Source organism: Chitinophaga polysaccharea (genome assembly GCF_902150045.1).
In the GTDB taxonomy this organism is placed as follows: domain Bacteria; phylum Bacteroidota; class Bacteroidia; order Chitinophagales; family Chitinophagaceae; genus Chitinophaga; species Chitinophaga polysaccharea_A.
Map to the genome: position 1 here is coordinate 406,959 of NZ_CABFVU010000001.1, position 17,031 is coordinate 423,989.

The 17,031-nt window shown below is 49.7% G+C and carries 11 protein-coding genes; 2 read left to right on the forward strand and 9 right to left on the reverse strand.

Annotation, left to right across the window (positions count from 1 at the left end):
- Window positions 1–60 precede the first annotated feature (60 nt).
- Window positions 61–852, reverse strand: coding sequence for a helix-turn-helix domain-containing protein (locus FN124_RS01675; protein WP_142683063.1), 792 nt, complete (start codon window positions 850–852; stop codon window positions 61–63).
- A 39-nt stretch (window positions 853–891) separates the two neighbouring features.
- Between FN124_RS01675 and FN124_RS01680 the strand changes: the two genes are divergently transcribed.
- Window positions 892–1,527 carry a VOC family protein gene (locus tag FN124_RS01680; RefSeq protein ID WP_142683064.1) on the forward strand — a complete coding sequence of 212 codons (636 nt, stop codon included), beginning with the start codon at window positions 892–894 and terminating at the stop codon, window positions 1,525–1,527.
- Here FN124_RS01680 and FN124_RS01685 read toward each other — a convergent pair.
- A complete protein-coding gene (locus tag FN124_RS01685) occupies window positions 1,509–2,318 on the reverse strand; it encodes a carbon-nitrogen hydrolase family protein (RefSeq protein ID WP_142683065.1) in 810 nt (269 codons plus the stop codon). The genes FN124_RS01680 and FN124_RS01685 overlap by 19 nt on opposite strands.
- Before the next feature lie 88 nt (window positions 2,319–2,406).
- Between FN124_RS01685 and FN124_RS01690 the strand changes: the two genes are divergently transcribed.
- Window positions 2,407–2,853 carry a DinB family protein gene (locus tag FN124_RS01690; protein WP_142683066.1) on the forward strand — a complete coding sequence of 149 codons (447 nt, stop codon included), beginning with the start codon at window positions 2,407–2,409 and terminating at the stop codon, window positions 2,851–2,853.
- A gap of 53 nt (window positions 2,854–2,906) precedes the next feature.
- On the opposite strand, the gene FN124_RS01695 is transcribed toward FN124_RS01690, so the two are convergent.
- The 7 genes from FN124_RS01695 to FN124_RS01725 form a co-directional block, all read right to left on the reverse strand.
- Window positions 2,907–3,710 carry a DUF4382 domain-containing protein gene (locus FN124_RS01695; RefSeq protein ID WP_142683067.1) on the reverse strand — a complete coding sequence of 268 codons (804 nt, stop codon included), beginning with the start codon at window positions 3,708–3,710 and terminating at the stop codon, window positions 2,907–2,909.
- Between the two features lie 220 nt (window positions 3,711–3,930).
- Window positions 3,931–6,741, reverse strand: coding sequence for a M14 family metallopeptidase (locus FN124_RS01700; RefSeq protein WP_142683068.1), 2,811 nt, complete (start codon window positions 6,739–6,741; stop codon window positions 3,931–3,933).
- Window positions 6,742–6,758: 17 nt separating this feature from the next.
- The gene (locus FN124_RS01705; protein WP_142683069.1) at window positions 6,759–8,207 is read right to left on the reverse strand and encodes an amidohydrolase; all 1,449 of its coding nucleotides are present in this window, start codon (window positions 8,205–8,207) and stop codon (window positions 6,759–6,761) included.
- Window positions 8,208–8,210: 3 nt separating this feature from the next.
- Window positions 8,211–10,958: a M14 family metallopeptidase gene (locus FN124_RS01710; protein WP_142683070.1), complete on the reverse strand. Its 2,748-nt coding sequence runs from the start codon at window positions 10,956–10,958 to the stop codon at window positions 8,211–8,213.
- Window positions 10,959–10,993: 35 nt separating this feature from the next.
- Window positions 10,994–11,614, reverse strand: a complete 621-nt coding sequence (locus tag FN124_RS01715) for a hypothetical protein (protein WP_142683071.1) — start codon at window positions 11,612–11,614, stop codon at window positions 10,994–10,996.
- A gap of 32 nt (window positions 11,615–11,646) precedes the next feature.
- On the reverse strand, window positions 11,647–13,239 hold the full coding sequence (locus tag FN124_RS01720) for a SusD/RagB family nutrient-binding outer membrane lipoprotein (protein ID WP_260607298.1): 1,593 nt from the start codon (window positions 13,237–13,239) through the stop codon (window positions 11,647–11,649).
- A 17-nt stretch (window positions 13,240–13,256) separates the two neighbouring features.
- Window positions 13,257–16,856: a SusC/RagA family TonB-linked outer membrane protein gene (locus tag FN124_RS01725; RefSeq protein WP_142683072.1), complete on the reverse strand. Its 3,600-nt coding sequence runs from the start codon at window positions 16,854–16,856 to the stop codon at window positions 13,257–13,259.
- Between the last annotated feature and the right edge of the window lie 175 nt (window positions 16,857–17,031).

The window sequence follows — 17,031 nt, forward strand, 5'->3', positions numbered from 1 at the left end:
ACAAAATAACGGCACCTTTCCTGCCTGTGATAGAAGAAACCCGACAAAATGAGAAATGGGCTAACCGGGGAAGTTTTCCGCCTGTTTGATGTATTCCAGGGGAGAATAGGTGGTAAATTCCTTAAAAGCGCGGATCAGGTGACTTTGATCTGCATAACCGTTTTCCAGGGCCACGCCGGTCATATCCGAAAACCTGTTGCGGTTAAGCTGCTGTAGTGCGGCGTTGAACTGGCAGATCCTGCTGTACATTTTTGGAGTAAGACCAATATGCTGCTCAAACTTACGTTGCAGCGTGCGTTCTGTAATGTATAACTCCTTCTGAAGATCCATCAGCAATAAGGTTCCTCTATTTTTTTGTATAAGACGGGTAGCATAGGTGATAGGCTCGTTTATGCGGATCTTATTACGTTGGGATAACTGCTGTATATATCCATTCATTAATTCCAGGCGGGCATGGAGAGAGGTGGAATTGAGCAGCTGTTCTTTCAGGTTTATTTCCCTCGCCAGGCCACACAGGCTGAGGTCGATCCCCTGGCCGGTGAGTTCTTTTGCCTCATATCCGAACAGGGATTGCAGCATATAAGGGTGGAGAAAATAGGCAATCACCGTTATTTCACCGGCTGTATGCAGGCGGATCGGCGCGATGTTCTGCCCGTACAATACCAGGTGCTCGCTTCTTTTACCGGCGCTGAGTATACGTGCAGGATCTGTAAGCTGGAAAGTAATGCTGGGATAACCGTTGGCAATGAGCGGCAATACTGCTTCATAGAACATACTGTTATTCTCAAGCACCACGATACTGCTTACATAATCCTCAATGGCAGCAGGAGGCGTTAGTAATTGTACTTTCATTCCGGGAAATATGTACTAATTTAAGGAAAAATCAGGACTATGACACCCGCAGTAAATACAGAATATAACCAGGTGTTCCCTACCCTGCTTGTTGACGACATCGAAGCAGCAGTTAATTTTTATACAAACCGTCTGGGCTTTAGCCTTCAATTTACCTGGGGCACACCGCCTGTCTTTGCCGGGGTTAACCTTGGCAATGTAACTATCCATCTTGCAAAAGGCACACCTTATATAGACGGTCCTTCGGAGGTAGCCTTTATCATCAGCGATGCCGATGAACAATACGCATTGCATCAGGCGAATAACGTGGAGATAACAGTGCCCATAGAGGACCAGCCCTATGGCATACGCGACTATAGAGTAAAAGATCCTTATGGCAACTCCCTGGTCTTTGGCCATTACATTTACAACCAAGGCCCTGCTATCAAAATTGAACGGACGGATGTACATGTACGGCTGGAAAAGCGCCTTGCCGCCCTGTTAGAAGACCTTGCAGTACATAAGCGCATGAGCGTTTCCGAATGCCTGGAAGAAACCCTGCTGCACACATTTGAACGGGTGGGCGATACAGTGGCAAGCCCACATACCATGCATACCCTCAACTATATCCAGGAGCTAAAGAAAAAGCACGGTATTGACTACGACGTACACGGCAACTACCGGTTTTCAGAATAATGCGATTTTACATACAATGCTGAACGGTATCTTTTAGCCAGCAGCCCCGTAGCCAGCGCAGGATCGATCTCCGCCACTATTACACCGGGCTTACCATATTCGCCATGCGCAATACACGTGCCATCAGGGGCTATGATGGAACTGGCGGAATCAGGATATTTAAATGCGTAATTAGAGCTGGCAAAGTAGATGGTATTTTCCAGTGCGCGCATCATCATCGCTTTCTCGTAGTAAGGGTTGTTTTTATTTCCCCATTCAGTAAGTAATACACCTGTATTATCGCTGCCTGTGCAATGCGGATGAAATACTATTTGCGCGCCGTGCCGGGCAGCCCACCGCACTGATTCGGGGTAACGGAATCCTTCATGGCAAATGGTGATACCGAATTTCACGCCATTCACTTCAAAGATATTACGTTCTGTACCAGGCGTCCAGAAAGTATCTTCCGTAGGATCCAGCTGGTTCTTGGCCTGGTAGCCGAGCACTTCACCGGTGGCGGAAATAACAAAGGCCACATTGAAAATGGAATCCCCTTCGTACCAATCCATAGGCATAATAATGGCTATGGCATTTTTTGCAGCGATTTCCTTTACGCTTTCCAGTGCCTGCCGCATTACTTCCGGCGACCGGTCTTCCGGTAATCCCATTCCGGGATAACCAGGTATATACGACTCAGGAAAACAGATAATTTCCGCCTGCTGTTTTGCTGCTTCTTCCACCAGTTGCGCGGTCCATGATAAGCCACCGGTAACGGATACAGGAGGCGAAGGTGATGCCAATGCAATTTTCATAAGATGAAGATTATTACAACAAAGGTATTTAATTTGAAACAGGCAACGTTCCTTAAAATCCTATTTTTACATCTCTAAAACAATTCACATGACCATTCCGGACGTTGTTCAACGATTATTATATTTGTGCGATACCATTCCTTCAAAGATCCGTCAGCTAACGGATGAAGACTTCAGCACACCGCGTGCGCCGGGCAAATGGTCGAAACAACAGATACTGGGGCACCTGGTGGATTCCGCCACCAATAACCATCACCGGTTTATAAGAGCGAGAATTGAAACAGTTCCGAAGATTGTATACAACAGCGACGATTGGGTGAATGCACAGCATTACCAGGAGATGGACCGCGCACAACTGCTGCTTTTCTGGGAATATTATAACCGCCATCTTGCTGCAATTATTCTTGTAATACCAACAGAGGAGTTATTAAAAAAATGTGATAACGGCGATACAGAGTCCCATACTTTAGAATTTTTAATTGAAGATTACCTGCGGCACCTGGAGCATCATTTAAAACAAATGGTGGATCTATAGTAAAAAAGGCTGACCAATGGCCAGCCTTTTTTACTATCAACTCAATGCCGTAATTATTTTAGTGTAATAGTACTTACAGTGGAGATCTCTCCTGTTTTTACGGTTACCCCTGCAACAGTGGTATCCTTTAAAATTCCATCACCCGCAATAGCCACATTGTAGCTGCCTGCGGCTAAACCGGTCATTACATAAGCGCCGGTTAACGCATCAGGTATTGCGGCAGCAACGGTATCGGTATTTTGTATAGCGAATACGCCTGAAACATGCAGCAGCGGCAACGCAATACCTTTGATGGTACCGCTGGTAGCCTGTGTATAAGTACGGATCACCGGTTTCAGGATGTATTTGTTGCTACCGGTAGTTACGATAGAACGGTTTGCATCAAAATCGATCCAGAGGCGGTATTCAATATCTGCTACCAGGTCGGCATGAACATTCAGTTTTAAGCCCGACTGTTGTGCAGAAGGCGTTTCCAGCGGGTGGGATACTCCGTTCACTACCACGCTGTTGTTGGTACCCAGCACCAGGCGGATCTGTGAAATTTTACCAGCCGGTAATTCTTTTGATGCCAGCAAGGTGTCTAACCCGTTCCTAAAATCCAGCAGGTTATACACACCAGGGCGGGCCAACGGCACAGATACCCAACCAGCGCCGGTTTCGGCAGCATCGGCAGATGCGTTCACCTGGATGTCCTGGATGTCGATGTTCACTTCATCGTAAAAGGCAGGATCATCTGTCAGGTACACTGAGAGTTTCGACTTTCCACTATTACTGGAAGACTCGTCTTTACTACATGCACTAAAGAAAAGCGTTGATGCAGCAACCACCATTAACGTGGCAAAGAATTGGTTTTTCATGATTCAGAGATTGAATTGAAATAACAGTTTTCGGTTAAAATTGAATTTGAGTTGATAAAAGTTGACAATAGATAGTGACAGATTGAATGGCGTTGTAAGCATCTTCCCGAAAACAAAATCTATACCAAAACATATAAACGCTCCCGTGAACAAGGGATCCCGTAACAACAACGGCCAGGTATATACCCGGCCGTTATTGCATATTGTAAAGTGGTATCTCTTACCCTTTCTTCCTCTCCAGCTTTGCTTCTTTTACATCCATCTCGTACAAGTCGTTGAATAATAACTTAAAAGTACCGAGCGACTGTGCGCGGAAAGTGATTTCCGGGCCAAAGGCATAGAGCATCCCGGCGCCCACAGGTGCTGAAAAGGCGGCTACCCCATCTTTCAGGTATGCCTGTCCCCATGCCCAGCCGCTGTGCAGCGGCGCAGCGGAAGAAAACCAGGCAATGGGCCTGATACCTTTATCTGCCGCTGCTGCATCCAGGCGGAACACCGGGCTGTTGTCGAAGTTCACATCACCAACAGAGGGAAGCCCCCAGGCCGCGGGATGTGTGCTATCGAAAGATACCTGCAGGATACTTCCCGGCACAAAATACTTTGTACCTGGCAGGGGTTTTTCTTTACCGGCTTTATCTGTTTCCACCAATGCATTATGTACCGGCAGCCCGAGATGATAGGCCAGGTTGGTACTACTGCCTATAGTGATCACCGTACCCCCTTCTTCCAGGAAGGTCTTTATCTGCGGGATAGATTTTTCTTTGGTGATTTTACCCAATAAGTGCCGGTATTGTTCCGGGATCTCTGCAGCAACAGGTTCTTTAGGTGCATAACCATACCTGTTGGGCTCTGCTCCCGATAACGGCGGAATAGCGCGGGTAGCAAATATAATAGCATCGTATTTATTGCGGAGATGACCGGTATCAATATCCTGGGGATATATCACTTCAAAAGGAAAATGATACTGCTCCATGATCCAGCGCATCCACCCGGAGGGCATAGAGCCTCCGTAGGTATCCCATAATGCAATACGCATAGGCGCCATGCTCACGGCGCCGGCCGGGCGTTTGCCAATACCGGTGGTTTTCAGCCCCAGTGTACTGGCAGATTGCTGCAATATTTCTTTTGCTTTACCATCTGCAGGCACATAAAATGTACCCGGTATGGCGTTATCGTTGCCGGCTACTGCTTTGGTGAGCCGGTATACCTTTACGCCTGCTTTCATCAGATCATTCACCGCGATGAAAGCATTGATCTGCCTTGCGCTTAACAGGTAGCCGCCAGCTGTTGCCAGCGTTGCTTTGGGAGGTGTTTGCAGCGCGCCATAAGACAGCTTTGTGAAAGGCCCGTCGAAGCTGTCAAGGATCCTGTCGAATTGCACGCCCATCTGGAAGGCGAGCGTCCACCCGGCGGCATCATACGGCCGGATAGGAGGACCACCGGGATACTGGAAATCGTTGGGATGGTCCTGGGGCTCAAACATATCCAATACATGCGGGCGAAAAGCCTGGTTGGTTTTCACGATGTAGGAACCGGCAGGATATTGTTTTCCTGCTACGGTAAACGGCGACTCCGCTTTCTGCACCTGTATGCCTGCCTTGATGAGCGCATTGATGAACTTCACCGCAGTGGGAAAATCAGGCTGGTTCGCCGGGAGGATATAGCCCCGGGGATCCCTGCCTGCCGGGTCTTTAAACACCGCATCATAATACTTCATGGGGATATTGTTGCCCCTGCGCATCCAGCCGTATGGATCGCTGCCATCACTTTTATCGGTGGAATCGGGGTTATCCTTTTTGAAAGCGGCGGTAATGGCTTCCGAACGTTTGGGTGATAACGTCCATGAATCCTGGTTGCCTTTTTCAATGGCGTTGCGGCCCATTTTGTAAATATTGAACAGCACTTCATCCCGTTGCCTGGCTGCATAGTCGAGCACCGCATAGTTCAGCGACACCGAGTATTCAATGGAGCGCTTAAAGCGCCAGTCGTTTTGCGGCGTTACCGGGTTGGGCGTGGCGCCGTTAGGAATGAGGCGCTGTGGCACTACAGGGATCTTTTCCGGTGTAGGATTGCCGATAATTTCCGTGAGCAGCCCGATCATATTATGATACTGCGTAGTGGTACGCAGGCCGCCGTTATACCAGGTAGAGAAGCTGGATCCGTTGAGCCGGGTATAGCCGGGCTTATCTTCCGCATTGAGGCGGTTATACATGGCGGCGCCCAATGCATCGATGCCGGTGATCATGAGCGGATCAAAGAAAAAGTTGAAGGGATCACGGTATGGAGGGCCTGCGAGCACAGATCCTTCAGGGCCGCGCTGGTGATGGTTGTACATGATCTGCGGCATCCATTCCAGGAACAGCTGCCGGCCCATGTTCACGCTTTCTTTCATGTTCATGATGTAGAAGTCGCGGTTATTATCATGCCCTATATATTTCTGATACAGCACCGGGAGCTGGTCTACCGTACGTTGCAGCGTATCTGCATGGCGCATGTACCAGTTGGATACCAGCTCCTGCCCATCAGGGTTGGCATGCGTCATCAGGATGATCACATTGTCGAGGATACGCATGGTTTCCGGATCTTTCCTGCTGCTCAGCTGCCATGCGGTTTCAATTAGCTGGTGAGTGCCTACCACTTCGGTAGCATGCAGCCCTCCGTCTATCCACACCACAGCTTTTCCTGCTGCAGCCAGTTCACGGGCCTGTTCAGTGGAAAGGTCTTCTGCACGTGCCAGCTGCTGTGATATCTTCTTATATTTTTCCAGTAATTTAATATTTCCGGGAGAAGAGATGATGAGCATATACTGGTCACGGTCTTCTTCCGTTTTGCCGATATTCACCAGCTGTACACGATCAGACGATGCCGCCAGTTTCTTAAAGTACGCTGCTGTTTGCGTATAGTTAGCCAGCTGGTAATCATCGCCGATATTAAACCCAAAATGTTCTTTCGGGGAAGGAATATGTTGCGCCGCCGCAGTTGCGCAAAACAATCCCAACGTGATGGCCGTGGCAAGCAGTTTATTTTTCATAGCGTTTACTGATTGAATTATTTACGGTAATCCAGTGCCGGTTTTCTATCGCCCAGCATGGCTTCATATTTGAACCCGGTTCCCTGTCTTTTCCCCAGTTCTTCTTTTGCCGCTTTCAGGGTTTCGGGGCTTTTAAACAAATCGTAAGCAGTGAGGGCCATTGTTTTGGCCGCTACCATCATTCCCTTCACACCAATACTGCTACCGGCGGCGGCTACGTTCTGCCAGCTATGACCCGAAGATCCGGGTACAAAAGTAGCGGTTACAATACCAGCGGTAGGCGCTATCCAGCTTACATCCGCTACATCGGAAGAAGCGCCGCCTGCATCTTTGATCACCACAAAAGGGCTCACGCGGGAAGTGACGGTATCGGGATCGGGCGTGTTATCTTTTTCTACAAAAGTGGACTGGATCTTCTTCGCAAAATCCTTTTCTTCCGGCGTATAACGGAAACCGCCCACCTGGTGCAGGTTCTTATCCATTACCTGCGACAATGTAATATTGGGCAGCATGTTATACACTCCCCCTATCACCTCGTAATCCATACGGGTGCCGGTTCCCAGGGCGGCGCCTTCCGCGCATTTCACCAGCCGTTCCCACACGCTTTTCACTACTTTCATTTCGGGATGTCTTACATAATAGTATACTTCAGCAAATGCCGGTACCACGTTAGGCGCATCTCCTCCTTTGGTGATCACGTAGTGAATACGGGTGGTAGAAGGCACATGTTCCCGCATCATATTCACCATATAATCCATTGCCTCCACGCCATCGAGGGCGGAGCGGCCTTTTTCAGGAGCTCCCGATGCATGGGCCGAGGTGCCATAGAACCTGAACTTTGCATTCTTATTCGCCAGCCAGGGCGCTACTGCTGCGGAGTTCTGGTTCCCGGGATGCCAGTGCAACACTGCGCTTACATCGTTAAATAATCCTTCCCTTACCATGTATACTTTGCCGGAACCGCCTTCTTCGGCAGGACAACCATACAAACGAATGGTTCCTTTTGCACCGCTGGACTGCAGCCAGTTTTTCACACTTACCGCAGCAGCCACCGAAGCCGTTCCGAACAGGTTGTGCCCACATCCGTGCCCCGGGGCGCCGTCGTGCACAGGATGCTTTTCCGGCATCGCTTCCTGCGATAAGCCCGGCAATGCATCATATTCCGCCAGGATGGCTATTACTGGCTCACCGCTGCCATAGCTGGCTTCAAATGCGGTAGGAATACCGGCAATACCAGCTTTCACTGTAAAGCCCTGTTGCTGTAAAGTTGTCTGCAGCAACGCCGAGCTTTTTTCTTCCAGGTAACCCGGTTCCGCATAGCTCCAGATCTTTTTTGCGATGGTATCGTAACTGGCCGTATGCTGATCCAGGTAAGTGATCATGGCCGATTTGCTCTTATCCTGCTGCGCTGCCGCCGGCAAAGCCAGGCAACACAACATACTGCCAAAAATGATTTGCTGCCTCATAGGTTATTTATACAATTGATTAAACAGTAATTTAAAAGTGCTGTGAGACTGACCACGGAAGGTGATCTCCGGCCCGAAGGCATATAGTTTGCCTTTGCCTACGGGCACTGTAAATGCCGCAATACCGTTTTTGAGATACTGCTGTCCCCAGGCCCACCCGCTATGCAGCGGCTTATCATCTGAAAACCACATCAGTTTTTTAATGCTGGCAGTATCGCGGGTTGCGCTCAGTTTAAAAACGGGGCTGCGCTCAAAGTACACATCATTCCTTGCAGCCATACCAAAGGTTTCCGGGGCGGTAGTATCAATATCTGCCATCAACAGGCTACCCGGAATATAGTACCTGGTGCCGCTGAGGGGCTTCCATTCGTTTTTGCTGTTCTTCTCCACCAATGCATTCTGCACCGGCAGCTGCAGGTGATAGGCAAGGTTGGTGCTGCTGCCGATGGTAACGATGCGGCCACCTTCCTCCAGGAATGTTTTCAGCTGCGGAATGGAAGTATCTGCTGTAATTTTCCCTAACCAGCCACGGTATTCAGCCGGTAGTTCTTCCGGTTTGGGTGGTTTGCTCTCGTAGCCGCTGCGTGCTTTCTTTGGCTTACCGGTATCAGGTATGGCGCCGGTTGCAAAAATGATCATATCGTATTTGCTGCGAAGCTTCCCGCTGTCGATGGCGGAAGTATACACGAACCGGTAAGGGAAATGATATTGTTCCATGAGCCAGCTGATCCAGCCGGCCGGAATAGATCCTCCATAGTTGTTCCATATCCCGATACGCAAAGGTGATATGGACGTTAGCCCGGAGGGTTTGTTGTCACTAACGGTAACGGGTATACCAAATTCCGCCGCATCTTTTACCAGCACTTCGCGGGCTTTTGCTGAGGAAGGTATATAGAAACTACCTGCCCCTTTAACGCCGGCGGGTAAACGGAATACTTTCACACCGGCTTTCAGCAGGTCGTTCACTACAATGAAGGCATTGTTGATGCGGGCGTCTACCAGGTAGCCTTTACCGGTGGCCACTTCCTGTTTGGGTGGAGATTGCAGGCTGCCATAGGGCAGTTTCTCAAAGGGGCCGCTGAAGGGCTCCTGCATACGGTCGAACTGCACGCCCATCTGGAAGGCAAGCGTCCATCCTGCAGCATCGTAGGGGCGTATCGGCGGACCGCCTTCATATTGAAAATCGTTCGGATGATCCTGGGGCTCAAACATGTCTATTACATGCGGGCGAAAAGCCTGGCTGGTTTTTACAATGTAGGAGCCGGCCGGATATTGTTTGCCTGCTACTGTAAACGCCGCCGTGGCTTTCTGCACCGCTATGCCTGATTGAATAAGGGCGTTGATAAATTTTACAGCGGTAGGGAAATCCGGCTGATCCGCGGGAATAATGTACCCGCGGGCATCCCGGCGCACGGGGTCTTTCAGCACCGCATCGTAATACTTTACCGATACAGTATCCTCCCGGCCGAAGGAGAATTCGCCACCACCCTCTCCTTCTGTGCCGGGTTCGGATTTTTTACTGTTCTTATTGGCCAGTTTTATACTGTCGATATAGCTGGGATAGAAGGTCCAGTTGTCCCGGCTACCTCTTTCAATTGCATTGCTGCCCATGCGGTAAATATTAAACAGCAGTTCGCTGCGATAGCGGGAGGCATAGTCGAGCACGGCGTAGTTAAGCGACACCGAGTAATCGATCGACTGCCGGAAGTGCCATCGCTGGGGCGTTACAGGATTAGGCGTGGCCCCGTTGGGGATAAGGCGCTCCGGCACCAGCGGCACATTTTCCGGTGTGGGGCCGCCAATTATTTCAGTAAGGATTCCTACCATATTATGAAAATAGGGGGTAGTACGTAGGCCCCCGTTCCACCAGGTGGAAAACTGCGAACCTGCACGTTGGGTGTAGCCGGGCTTCCCCTCTACATTAAGGCGGTTGTTCATGGCTGCTCCCACTGCATCGATACTGGTTACGATCAGCGGATCAAATACATGATTGAAGGGATCCCTGTACGGAGGACCAGCCAATACAGATCCGGCGGGGCCTCGCTGGTGATGATTATACATGATCTGCGGGAGCCATTCCACAAACAGCTGCCGGCTGATGTTCTGGCTTTCCTTCATGTTCATCATGTAAAAGTCGCGGTTGTTATCATGGCCAACATATTTTTCGTATAGCCTTGGTATGTTAGTGGCCCTTTTGCTGGTATCGGGCTCCCGCATGTACCAGTCGGACACCAGTTCCTGCCCATCAGGATTGGCATGTGTTAAAAGGATAATATCATTATCGAGGATGTTCATGGTTTCCGGGTCGGTGCGGCTCACCAGCTGCCACATGGTTTCGATGAGCTGATGCGTACCAACTACTTCAGTGGCATGCAAGCCGCCATCGATCCAGATGACGGACTTACCTTCTGCAGCCAGTTCACGGGCCTGCTGATCTGTAAGCCCTTCTGCCCGTGCCAGTTGCTGTGAGATAGTTTTATACCGTTCCAGCCGTTTTATATTTTCCGGGGAAGATACAATGAGCATATACTGGTGCCGGCCTTCTTCCGTAAGCCCTATGTCTACCAGTTTGGTACGGGGTGAGGCCGACAGCTTTTTAAAGTAAGCTGCAGTTTGTGTATAGTTGGCCAGTTTATAATCATCCCCGATATTAAAACCAAAATGTTCTTTGGGAGATGGCAGCTGCTGCGCCCATGCAATGGCAACGACAGTAAGCAACAGGAGCAGCAGGCAGTAAAATCGTTTATTCATACGGGTTATCAGTTTCGGTTGATCAAACGGGTTTTCTATTGTTTTTTAAACCTCACGCCTACACGGCAGTCGCCTGGTTCGCCTCTTGCCTCATCGCAGATATTGTTGAAAAAGGTAACGATCCTTCGGCCATCGGCCAGGTTGAGGATAAATTTGAACAAAAAGTAATCGTTTACGGCCACATTTGAAAGACTTACCTTATTCAATACCGCCAATTGCGCCGCTGTAAAGGAATACGTTTTTGGAAAGGCAGTTACCGTTTCATATAAATGATCGTTGGTACCTACTATGCTGGGCAGCGGAAACTGTGCGATGTTCGTATATTGGTTACCGGGAGAAGAGATCACTAACGGGTACGCAGGTACGCTTGTTTCGGCTTTGTTATAACTGGTATATACTTCAATAGAGGTAACTGTTTCTTTTCCGAATCCTTCCCAGCTGAGCGTAAAAGCAAACTCCTGCGCAGCCACATCTGGGTCTTTCAGGTTAAAGAAGGCCACCTTGCCGGCCTGCCGCGTTGGCAGGGCTGTTTTGGTAGTATCTATCGTTACTACCGGTACGGCGGTATAGGTATATCCCTCCCATTCGTACTTCACCTTTTTACAGGAGAATGCGACTGATGCAATAAGTAATATGATTACTATATAATGTTTCATAATGATGATTTTAGTCCCCGTAATTATTTTCCTTATTTATCCCAGAACACCGGTGTTGTTTGCTGTGCCACCTGCAGGCGGCTGGCATCATTGCCCAGGCTGGTGTTGGCCGTAAGCTCCGTTTCAGAATAGTACAGGCGCAGCGGGAAAGTATTGAGCGGCGACAACGGCGTGCGCAGAACAGGTAACCCCGTACGGCGGTAATCGTTATACGCTTCCATACCGTTACCATACTGTGCGATGTATTTCTGCGTCATTACCAGTTCCAGTTTTCCCGCATTCGTAGCCGCATCATATTTTACCAGTAGATCATCAGTAAAACCGGTGATGGTAGCAGCAGGCAAAGGAATGCCTCCGTTGGCTGCCGCGTAAGTGCTCAGGCTGTTCAGATGGGCAGTAATGCCATCTTTAAAAGCCTGCCGGGCGTCGTCGCCGGTATTGAGTGTAAGGGCCGCTTCCGCACGGATAAACTTCACCATCGCATTGGTGATCATGGGCATGATGCCTGCGCCGGTGCCATCGGTGGGGCCTACCACTTTAAGAGCGCCGGTAGCATTGGTATTAGTGAGATATTTATTGCCCGCGGGTATGTTGTTCACCGGCGCATTGTCGTACAATCCACCGGCGGGATAGATCCCGAAAGTAGAGCGCCGGTTCAGATCGGCGGGAGCAGCGGTACCATCGCCGGGGTTACGGCCGTAGTAGCCATTGCTGTTAGCCGAGTTGTTTAACCCTGCAGTAGCGTTTTGCCGCATGATATAATAACGGAGCCTGGGGTCATCGTTGTTAAACAAAAGATCGATGAGCGACTGGCTCATATAAAACGTTTTGCTGCCCTGGTATTCCGAGCGATGCCAGGGATGCCTGTTGTTGGGATTCTGACCGGGGCCGAACCGGAAAGTAAAATCCATTGCGTTGGTATTGATCAGTGCCACAGGATCGGCAATCAGCGCTTTAATAGCGGTGGCCGATCGTTCCGGGTTCACCAGGCGGATCTGGTTGTAGAGCTTTAATTTCAGGGAGCCTGCCATCATAAGCCAGGAGCTTTTAAGCCCGCCGTATAACAGGTCCGACGACGCAGGTACCAACGTAGCAGCAGAAACCTTAGCAGCATCGGCAGCTGCTTCGTCGATCATCTTCAAAAGATCCTCATAAATATCTGCACCTTTTTCAAACGGAGGGCTTACGGTTTCCTGGCCTTTCTGTGATTGTGAGTAAGGGATATCGCCCCACATGTCTACCATCAGGCTTACGAGGTATGCTTTCTCCAGTTTGGCGATAGCTACATATCCCCATTGTTCCTGGGCCGTGCCTGATTTTATCACTGATTCAATATCATTCAGCGTTTGTGTATAAAAGCCATCCCAGGAATCGTTGAAGCTGGTGCCCTGCTGCTGCAGCCTGCTCAGGCCGGAGGAGAAAACAGTGTACTGCATGAACGTAGCGGTGCCGCTGTTCAGCTGGTACATATTAGCTGCCATAGATACCTCGGTAGCAGGCAGCAATAAAGACAACTGTGCAGTGGTGGGATTGTTGGGATCTGTATTGATATCTACAAACTTCTTACAGCCGGTTACAAGCAGCACACCTGCCAGCGCGATTATAATATTTTTCAGTGCCATCATCATATCAGGTTTTATGATCAGAAAGAACATTTCAGGTTTACACCAAAGCGGCGGGTAGTAGGTACGGCAAGGTTATCATATCCCTGTGAGTTGCCCACGCCCAGTGAGCTTACTTCCGGATCGAAATTGGTATACTTCGGGAAGTTGGGAGCGCTGTACCAGAGGTTACGGCCGGTAACAGAAATGAAGGCAGAACCGAAGGGCGTTTTACCCAAAAAGTTTTTTGGTAGCTCGTATCCCAGTGCAATTTCACGCAGGCGGAACACGGTGGCATCAAATACGGATCCTTCGTTGATACCACCATTGCCAGGCCCCATGCTTCCGCTGAAAAAATGATCTTCAAAAGACAGCGCCACATTATTCGGGATCTTGTTGCCCTTATCGTCGAGCAGTGGCGTTTGTGTATTAATATCTCCCAAAACACCCGGCGACACAATGGTGAACTCACGGTTCTCCATGTCGCGCGTAACGCCACGGGACAGCATTTCCGCTACCGTGCGCGAGTATAGTTGCCCACCTTGTTTCCAGTCGAACAGGATATTCAGTGAAAAACTGCGGAAGCGGAATGTGTTGGTAATGCCCACCATAAAATCGGGATTAGGATTACCAATGGCTTTAAGTGCGCCGGAGATGAGCGGTTTACCCGTGTTGGGATCTATCAGTACATTCCCTTCATCGTCGCGTGCGTAGGCCGTTCCCTGGATAAGCCCGTAGGGCTGTCCTACCACATGCACGCTGCTGGTGCCGTTGGTACCGCCGTAACTGAAGCGCTCGTACCCGCCAAGGTCGCGGATAATGTTCCGGTTGCGCGTGAAGTTGGCAGAGATGTCCCAGTTGAGCCCATTATTGGATTGCAGGGGCGCTGCGTTCAGTCCTATTTCCACACCTTTATTGGTGGCTTCACCGAGGTTGAGTATCTGGGTGGTATAACCTGATGAAGGCGCTGCTGTTACCTCGAAGATCTGCGAGGTACTTTTCTTATTATACCAGGTAAAGTCAACGCCTATACGATTATGAAAGAACTGCAGCTCTGTACCCAGTTCCAGTTCCGTAATGAACTCCGGTTTCAGGTTGGCGTTGGTGAGCAGGTTGGCCTGGGTTACCACGTTATACACACTGCCGCCCTGTGGCGTGAAAGGCAATCCTACATTGGCCGGTGTAGTGGTGGCGCCGAGAACAGGATTGATCTGGTAAAAATTCTGTGTCTGGTAAGGCGAAGCTTCATTACCCACTCTGGTATAACCGGCCCTTACTTTACCGAAGTTAAGTACTTCTTTGGGCAGGTGCAGCGCTTCTGTGAACACCAGTGATCCGTTTACCCCGCCGTAGAAATAACTCCTGTTATTAGCGGGCAGTGTAGAGGAAATATCATTACGTCCTACAAAGTTGAGGGAGGCAAAATTTTTATAATCAAAGGTGATATCTGTAAAGAAGGCGTAGTAGCGCTGTTTCAGGATGTTCCTGTTATTGATAAGTTGTATCGGCGTTACAGAGCTGGTGTTGTTCATGTCTATAAGATCGGCTACAATGATATTGTCGCCATAAAATGCTTTCCTGTCTGTTAGCCGCTGGTTCACGTTATTACCGAGAATAGCACGCAGGGATATATCTGATGTAAGAGGTTTGGTGGCGGTTACCAGCAGGGTGTTATCCAGTTCCTGGCGGTAAATATTATCTGATGTGATGCTTCCGTTGGGATAAGAGGAACTGCCTTTTCCACGCACGCTCATGCGTCTGTCGGTATAAGCGTTGAAACCGATGGTGTTCTGCACATTCAGCCATGGAAGGGGATCAAATCCCAGTACCAGGTTACCGTAATACCTGTCCACATCGCTTGTAGACGGGCTGTGCTTTACTGACCAGTAAGGGTTGTCCACTCCCGTATAGTCGTATACGTTACTACCGTCTATCGGGTTCTCGTATGGATAGTTGGTGAGGTCGTAGCTGGTAGGCACGTACATGAGGGTAGACATGATAGAACCTGTAAGTCCTCCTACCGGCGGTGTTTTTTGCCGGGTGGTAACATAGTTGATAGCGCCGCTGGCGTAGAACTTATTTTCCAGCCGGATGTTCCCACCGATGTTAACAGAGGTGCGGCTGATCTCATTGCCGGGCACCACTCCTTTATTTTTGGTATTGGAGAAGCCAGCGTTAAAGTTACCTTTTTCGTTGCCGGAGGAAATAGTAATGGCATTTTCGTACACGCTGCCCTGTCTGAAAAAGTTCTTAACATTTTCTTTTGCGTACGATTTATACGGCACCTGGATAGGCGTTACACCATCGGCCTCATAGAACTGCGGGAACACTGCCGAAGAGAACTGCCGGGTGAGCTGATGCGGTATGGTAGCGCGTGTAGGCAGGATACTTTTCACTCCTTCAAAGGGCTGGCCCCAGGAAGCGTATACCCCCTGACGGTAGTCGTTGTTGGTACCCTGTCCGTATTTGGTCTGATACTCGGGCAGGCCGGATACCTGTTCCACCGAGTAGCCCGTGTTGTAAGTAATTTCTGTGCCTTTGCGGCTTTTCTTTTTACCGGCTTTGGTGGTGATAATGATAGCGCCGTTAGCCGCTCTTGATCCATACAAAGCTGCAGCAGCAGCGCCTTTCAGCACCGTCATGGTTTGAATATTATTCGGATCAAGATCAAATGCGCGGTTGGTAACGCCTGCGCCGCCTACCGTAGTAGCGCCCACATTGGCGAAGCTGGAGTTGTCGAAAGGAACACCATCCACCACAAACAAGGGCTGGTTGTTTCCATTGAGCGAGGAGTTACCGCGGATGGTGATATTGGTACCGCCTCCTGCCACGCCGCCGGCAGACTGGATATTCACACCCGCCACTTTACCGGTGAGGGCCCTTACCGGGTCCGGTTCTGATTTCTGGGCTACTTTATCGGAGGTAACAGTGCTTACTGAATAACCCAGGCTGTTCTTCTGGCGGGCAATCCCTGCGGCGGTTACCACGAAATCCTGCAATTGTTTTACGGCGGCTTTCAGTCGTACGATACCTGCATCAGATGCTTTTACTTCCGTGATAGTATAGCCTATAGCGGTGATCACGAGGGTAGCGCCTTCTTTTACCTTAAGGGAAAAGGTACCGTCGCCCGCGGAGGTAACGCCGTTGGCAGTTCCTTTCTCCATAATGGTAGCACCGGGAAAGGGGTCGCCTGTTTCGCCCAGTATTTTTCCTTTCACTATGATATCTGCCGGAAGGATAGCGGTAAGGTCTGTGCCGGCAGCACGTTTTGCGTTGGCGTCATTTTCTGTGAGGATAATATAATCATCGTTCACTACAAACCCGATTTCGAGGCCGCCGAGCAGTCGCCCTAACACTTTACCGAGCGCTTCCTGGTCGGCTTTTGCAGATACTTTCCGGTCGAGCGCGATATGACTGGAGCTATATACAAATTTTACTTCCGCTTTGCTGTGGATCTGGTTAAGCACACCTTTCAGGCTCATATCATCTGCCTGCAGCGATATTTTCCTGTCGAGCACTCCCTGTGCATGCCCTGGCACAGGGGAAGCGATGCCATAGAGCAACAGGCCGGCGGCCAGGTTAAAGGTGGTTATTTTTTTGCATTTGGACAGGAAGGCATTTGTTTTTAGATTTATGAGCATAGACCTTGTACTTTGTTAGATTTCGGAAAGAATTAGACAAAGGAATTCCCTTACCGCGCTGTCACGCGGTGATAAGCAGGGCTATTCATCATAAGCTGGCGGGGCTGTCACCCCGCCGGCTTTTTAATTGGAATTGATGTTAGCCATCATGTTGATCGTTTGCATCTGACTTGAT

Excerpts from the sequence above, each read along its gene's own strand:
- FN124_RS01680 (WP_142683064.1), top strand. The coding sequence starts at position 892 with ATGACACCCGCAGTAAATACAGAATATAACCAGGTGTTCCCTACCCTG.
- FN124_RS01720 (WP_260607298.1), bottom strand. The coding sequence starts at position 13,239 with ATGATGGCACTGAAAAATATTATAATCGCGCTGGCAGGTGTGCTGCTT.
- FN124_RS01675 (WP_142683063.1), bottom strand. The coding sequence starts at position 852 with ATGAAAGTACAATTACTAACGCCTCCTGCTGCCATTGAGGATTATGTA.
- FN124_RS01685 (WP_142683065.1), bottom strand. The coding sequence starts at position 2,318 with ATGAAAATTGCATTGGCATCACCTTCGCCTCCTGTATCCGTTACCGGT.
- FN124_RS01725 (WP_142683072.1), bottom strand. The coding sequence starts at position 16,856 with ATGCTCATAAATCTAAAAACAAATGCCTTCCTGTCCAAATGCAAAAAA.
- FN124_RS01690 (WP_142683066.1), top strand. The coding sequence starts at position 2,407 with ATGACCATTCCGGACGTTGTTCAACGATTATTATATTTGTGCGATACC.
- FN124_RS01700 (WP_142683068.1), bottom strand. The coding sequence starts at position 6,741 with ATGAAAAATAAACTGCTTGCCACGGCCATCACGTTGGGATTGTTTTGC.
- FN124_RS01695 (WP_142683067.1), bottom strand. The coding sequence starts at position 3,710 with ATGAAAAACCAATTCTTTGCCACGTTAATGGTGGTTGCTGCATCAACG.
- FN124_RS01715 (WP_142683071.1), bottom strand. The coding sequence starts at position 11,614 with ATGAAACATTATATAGTAATCATATTACTTATTGCATCAGTCGCATTC.
- FN124_RS01710 (WP_142683070.1), bottom strand. The coding sequence starts at position 10,958 with ATGAATAAACGATTTTACTGCCTGCTGCTCCTGTTGCTTACTGTCGTT.
- FN124_RS01705 (WP_142683069.1), bottom strand. The coding sequence starts at position 8,207 with ATGAGGCAGCAAATCATTTTTGGCAGTATGTTGTGTTGCCTGGCTTTG.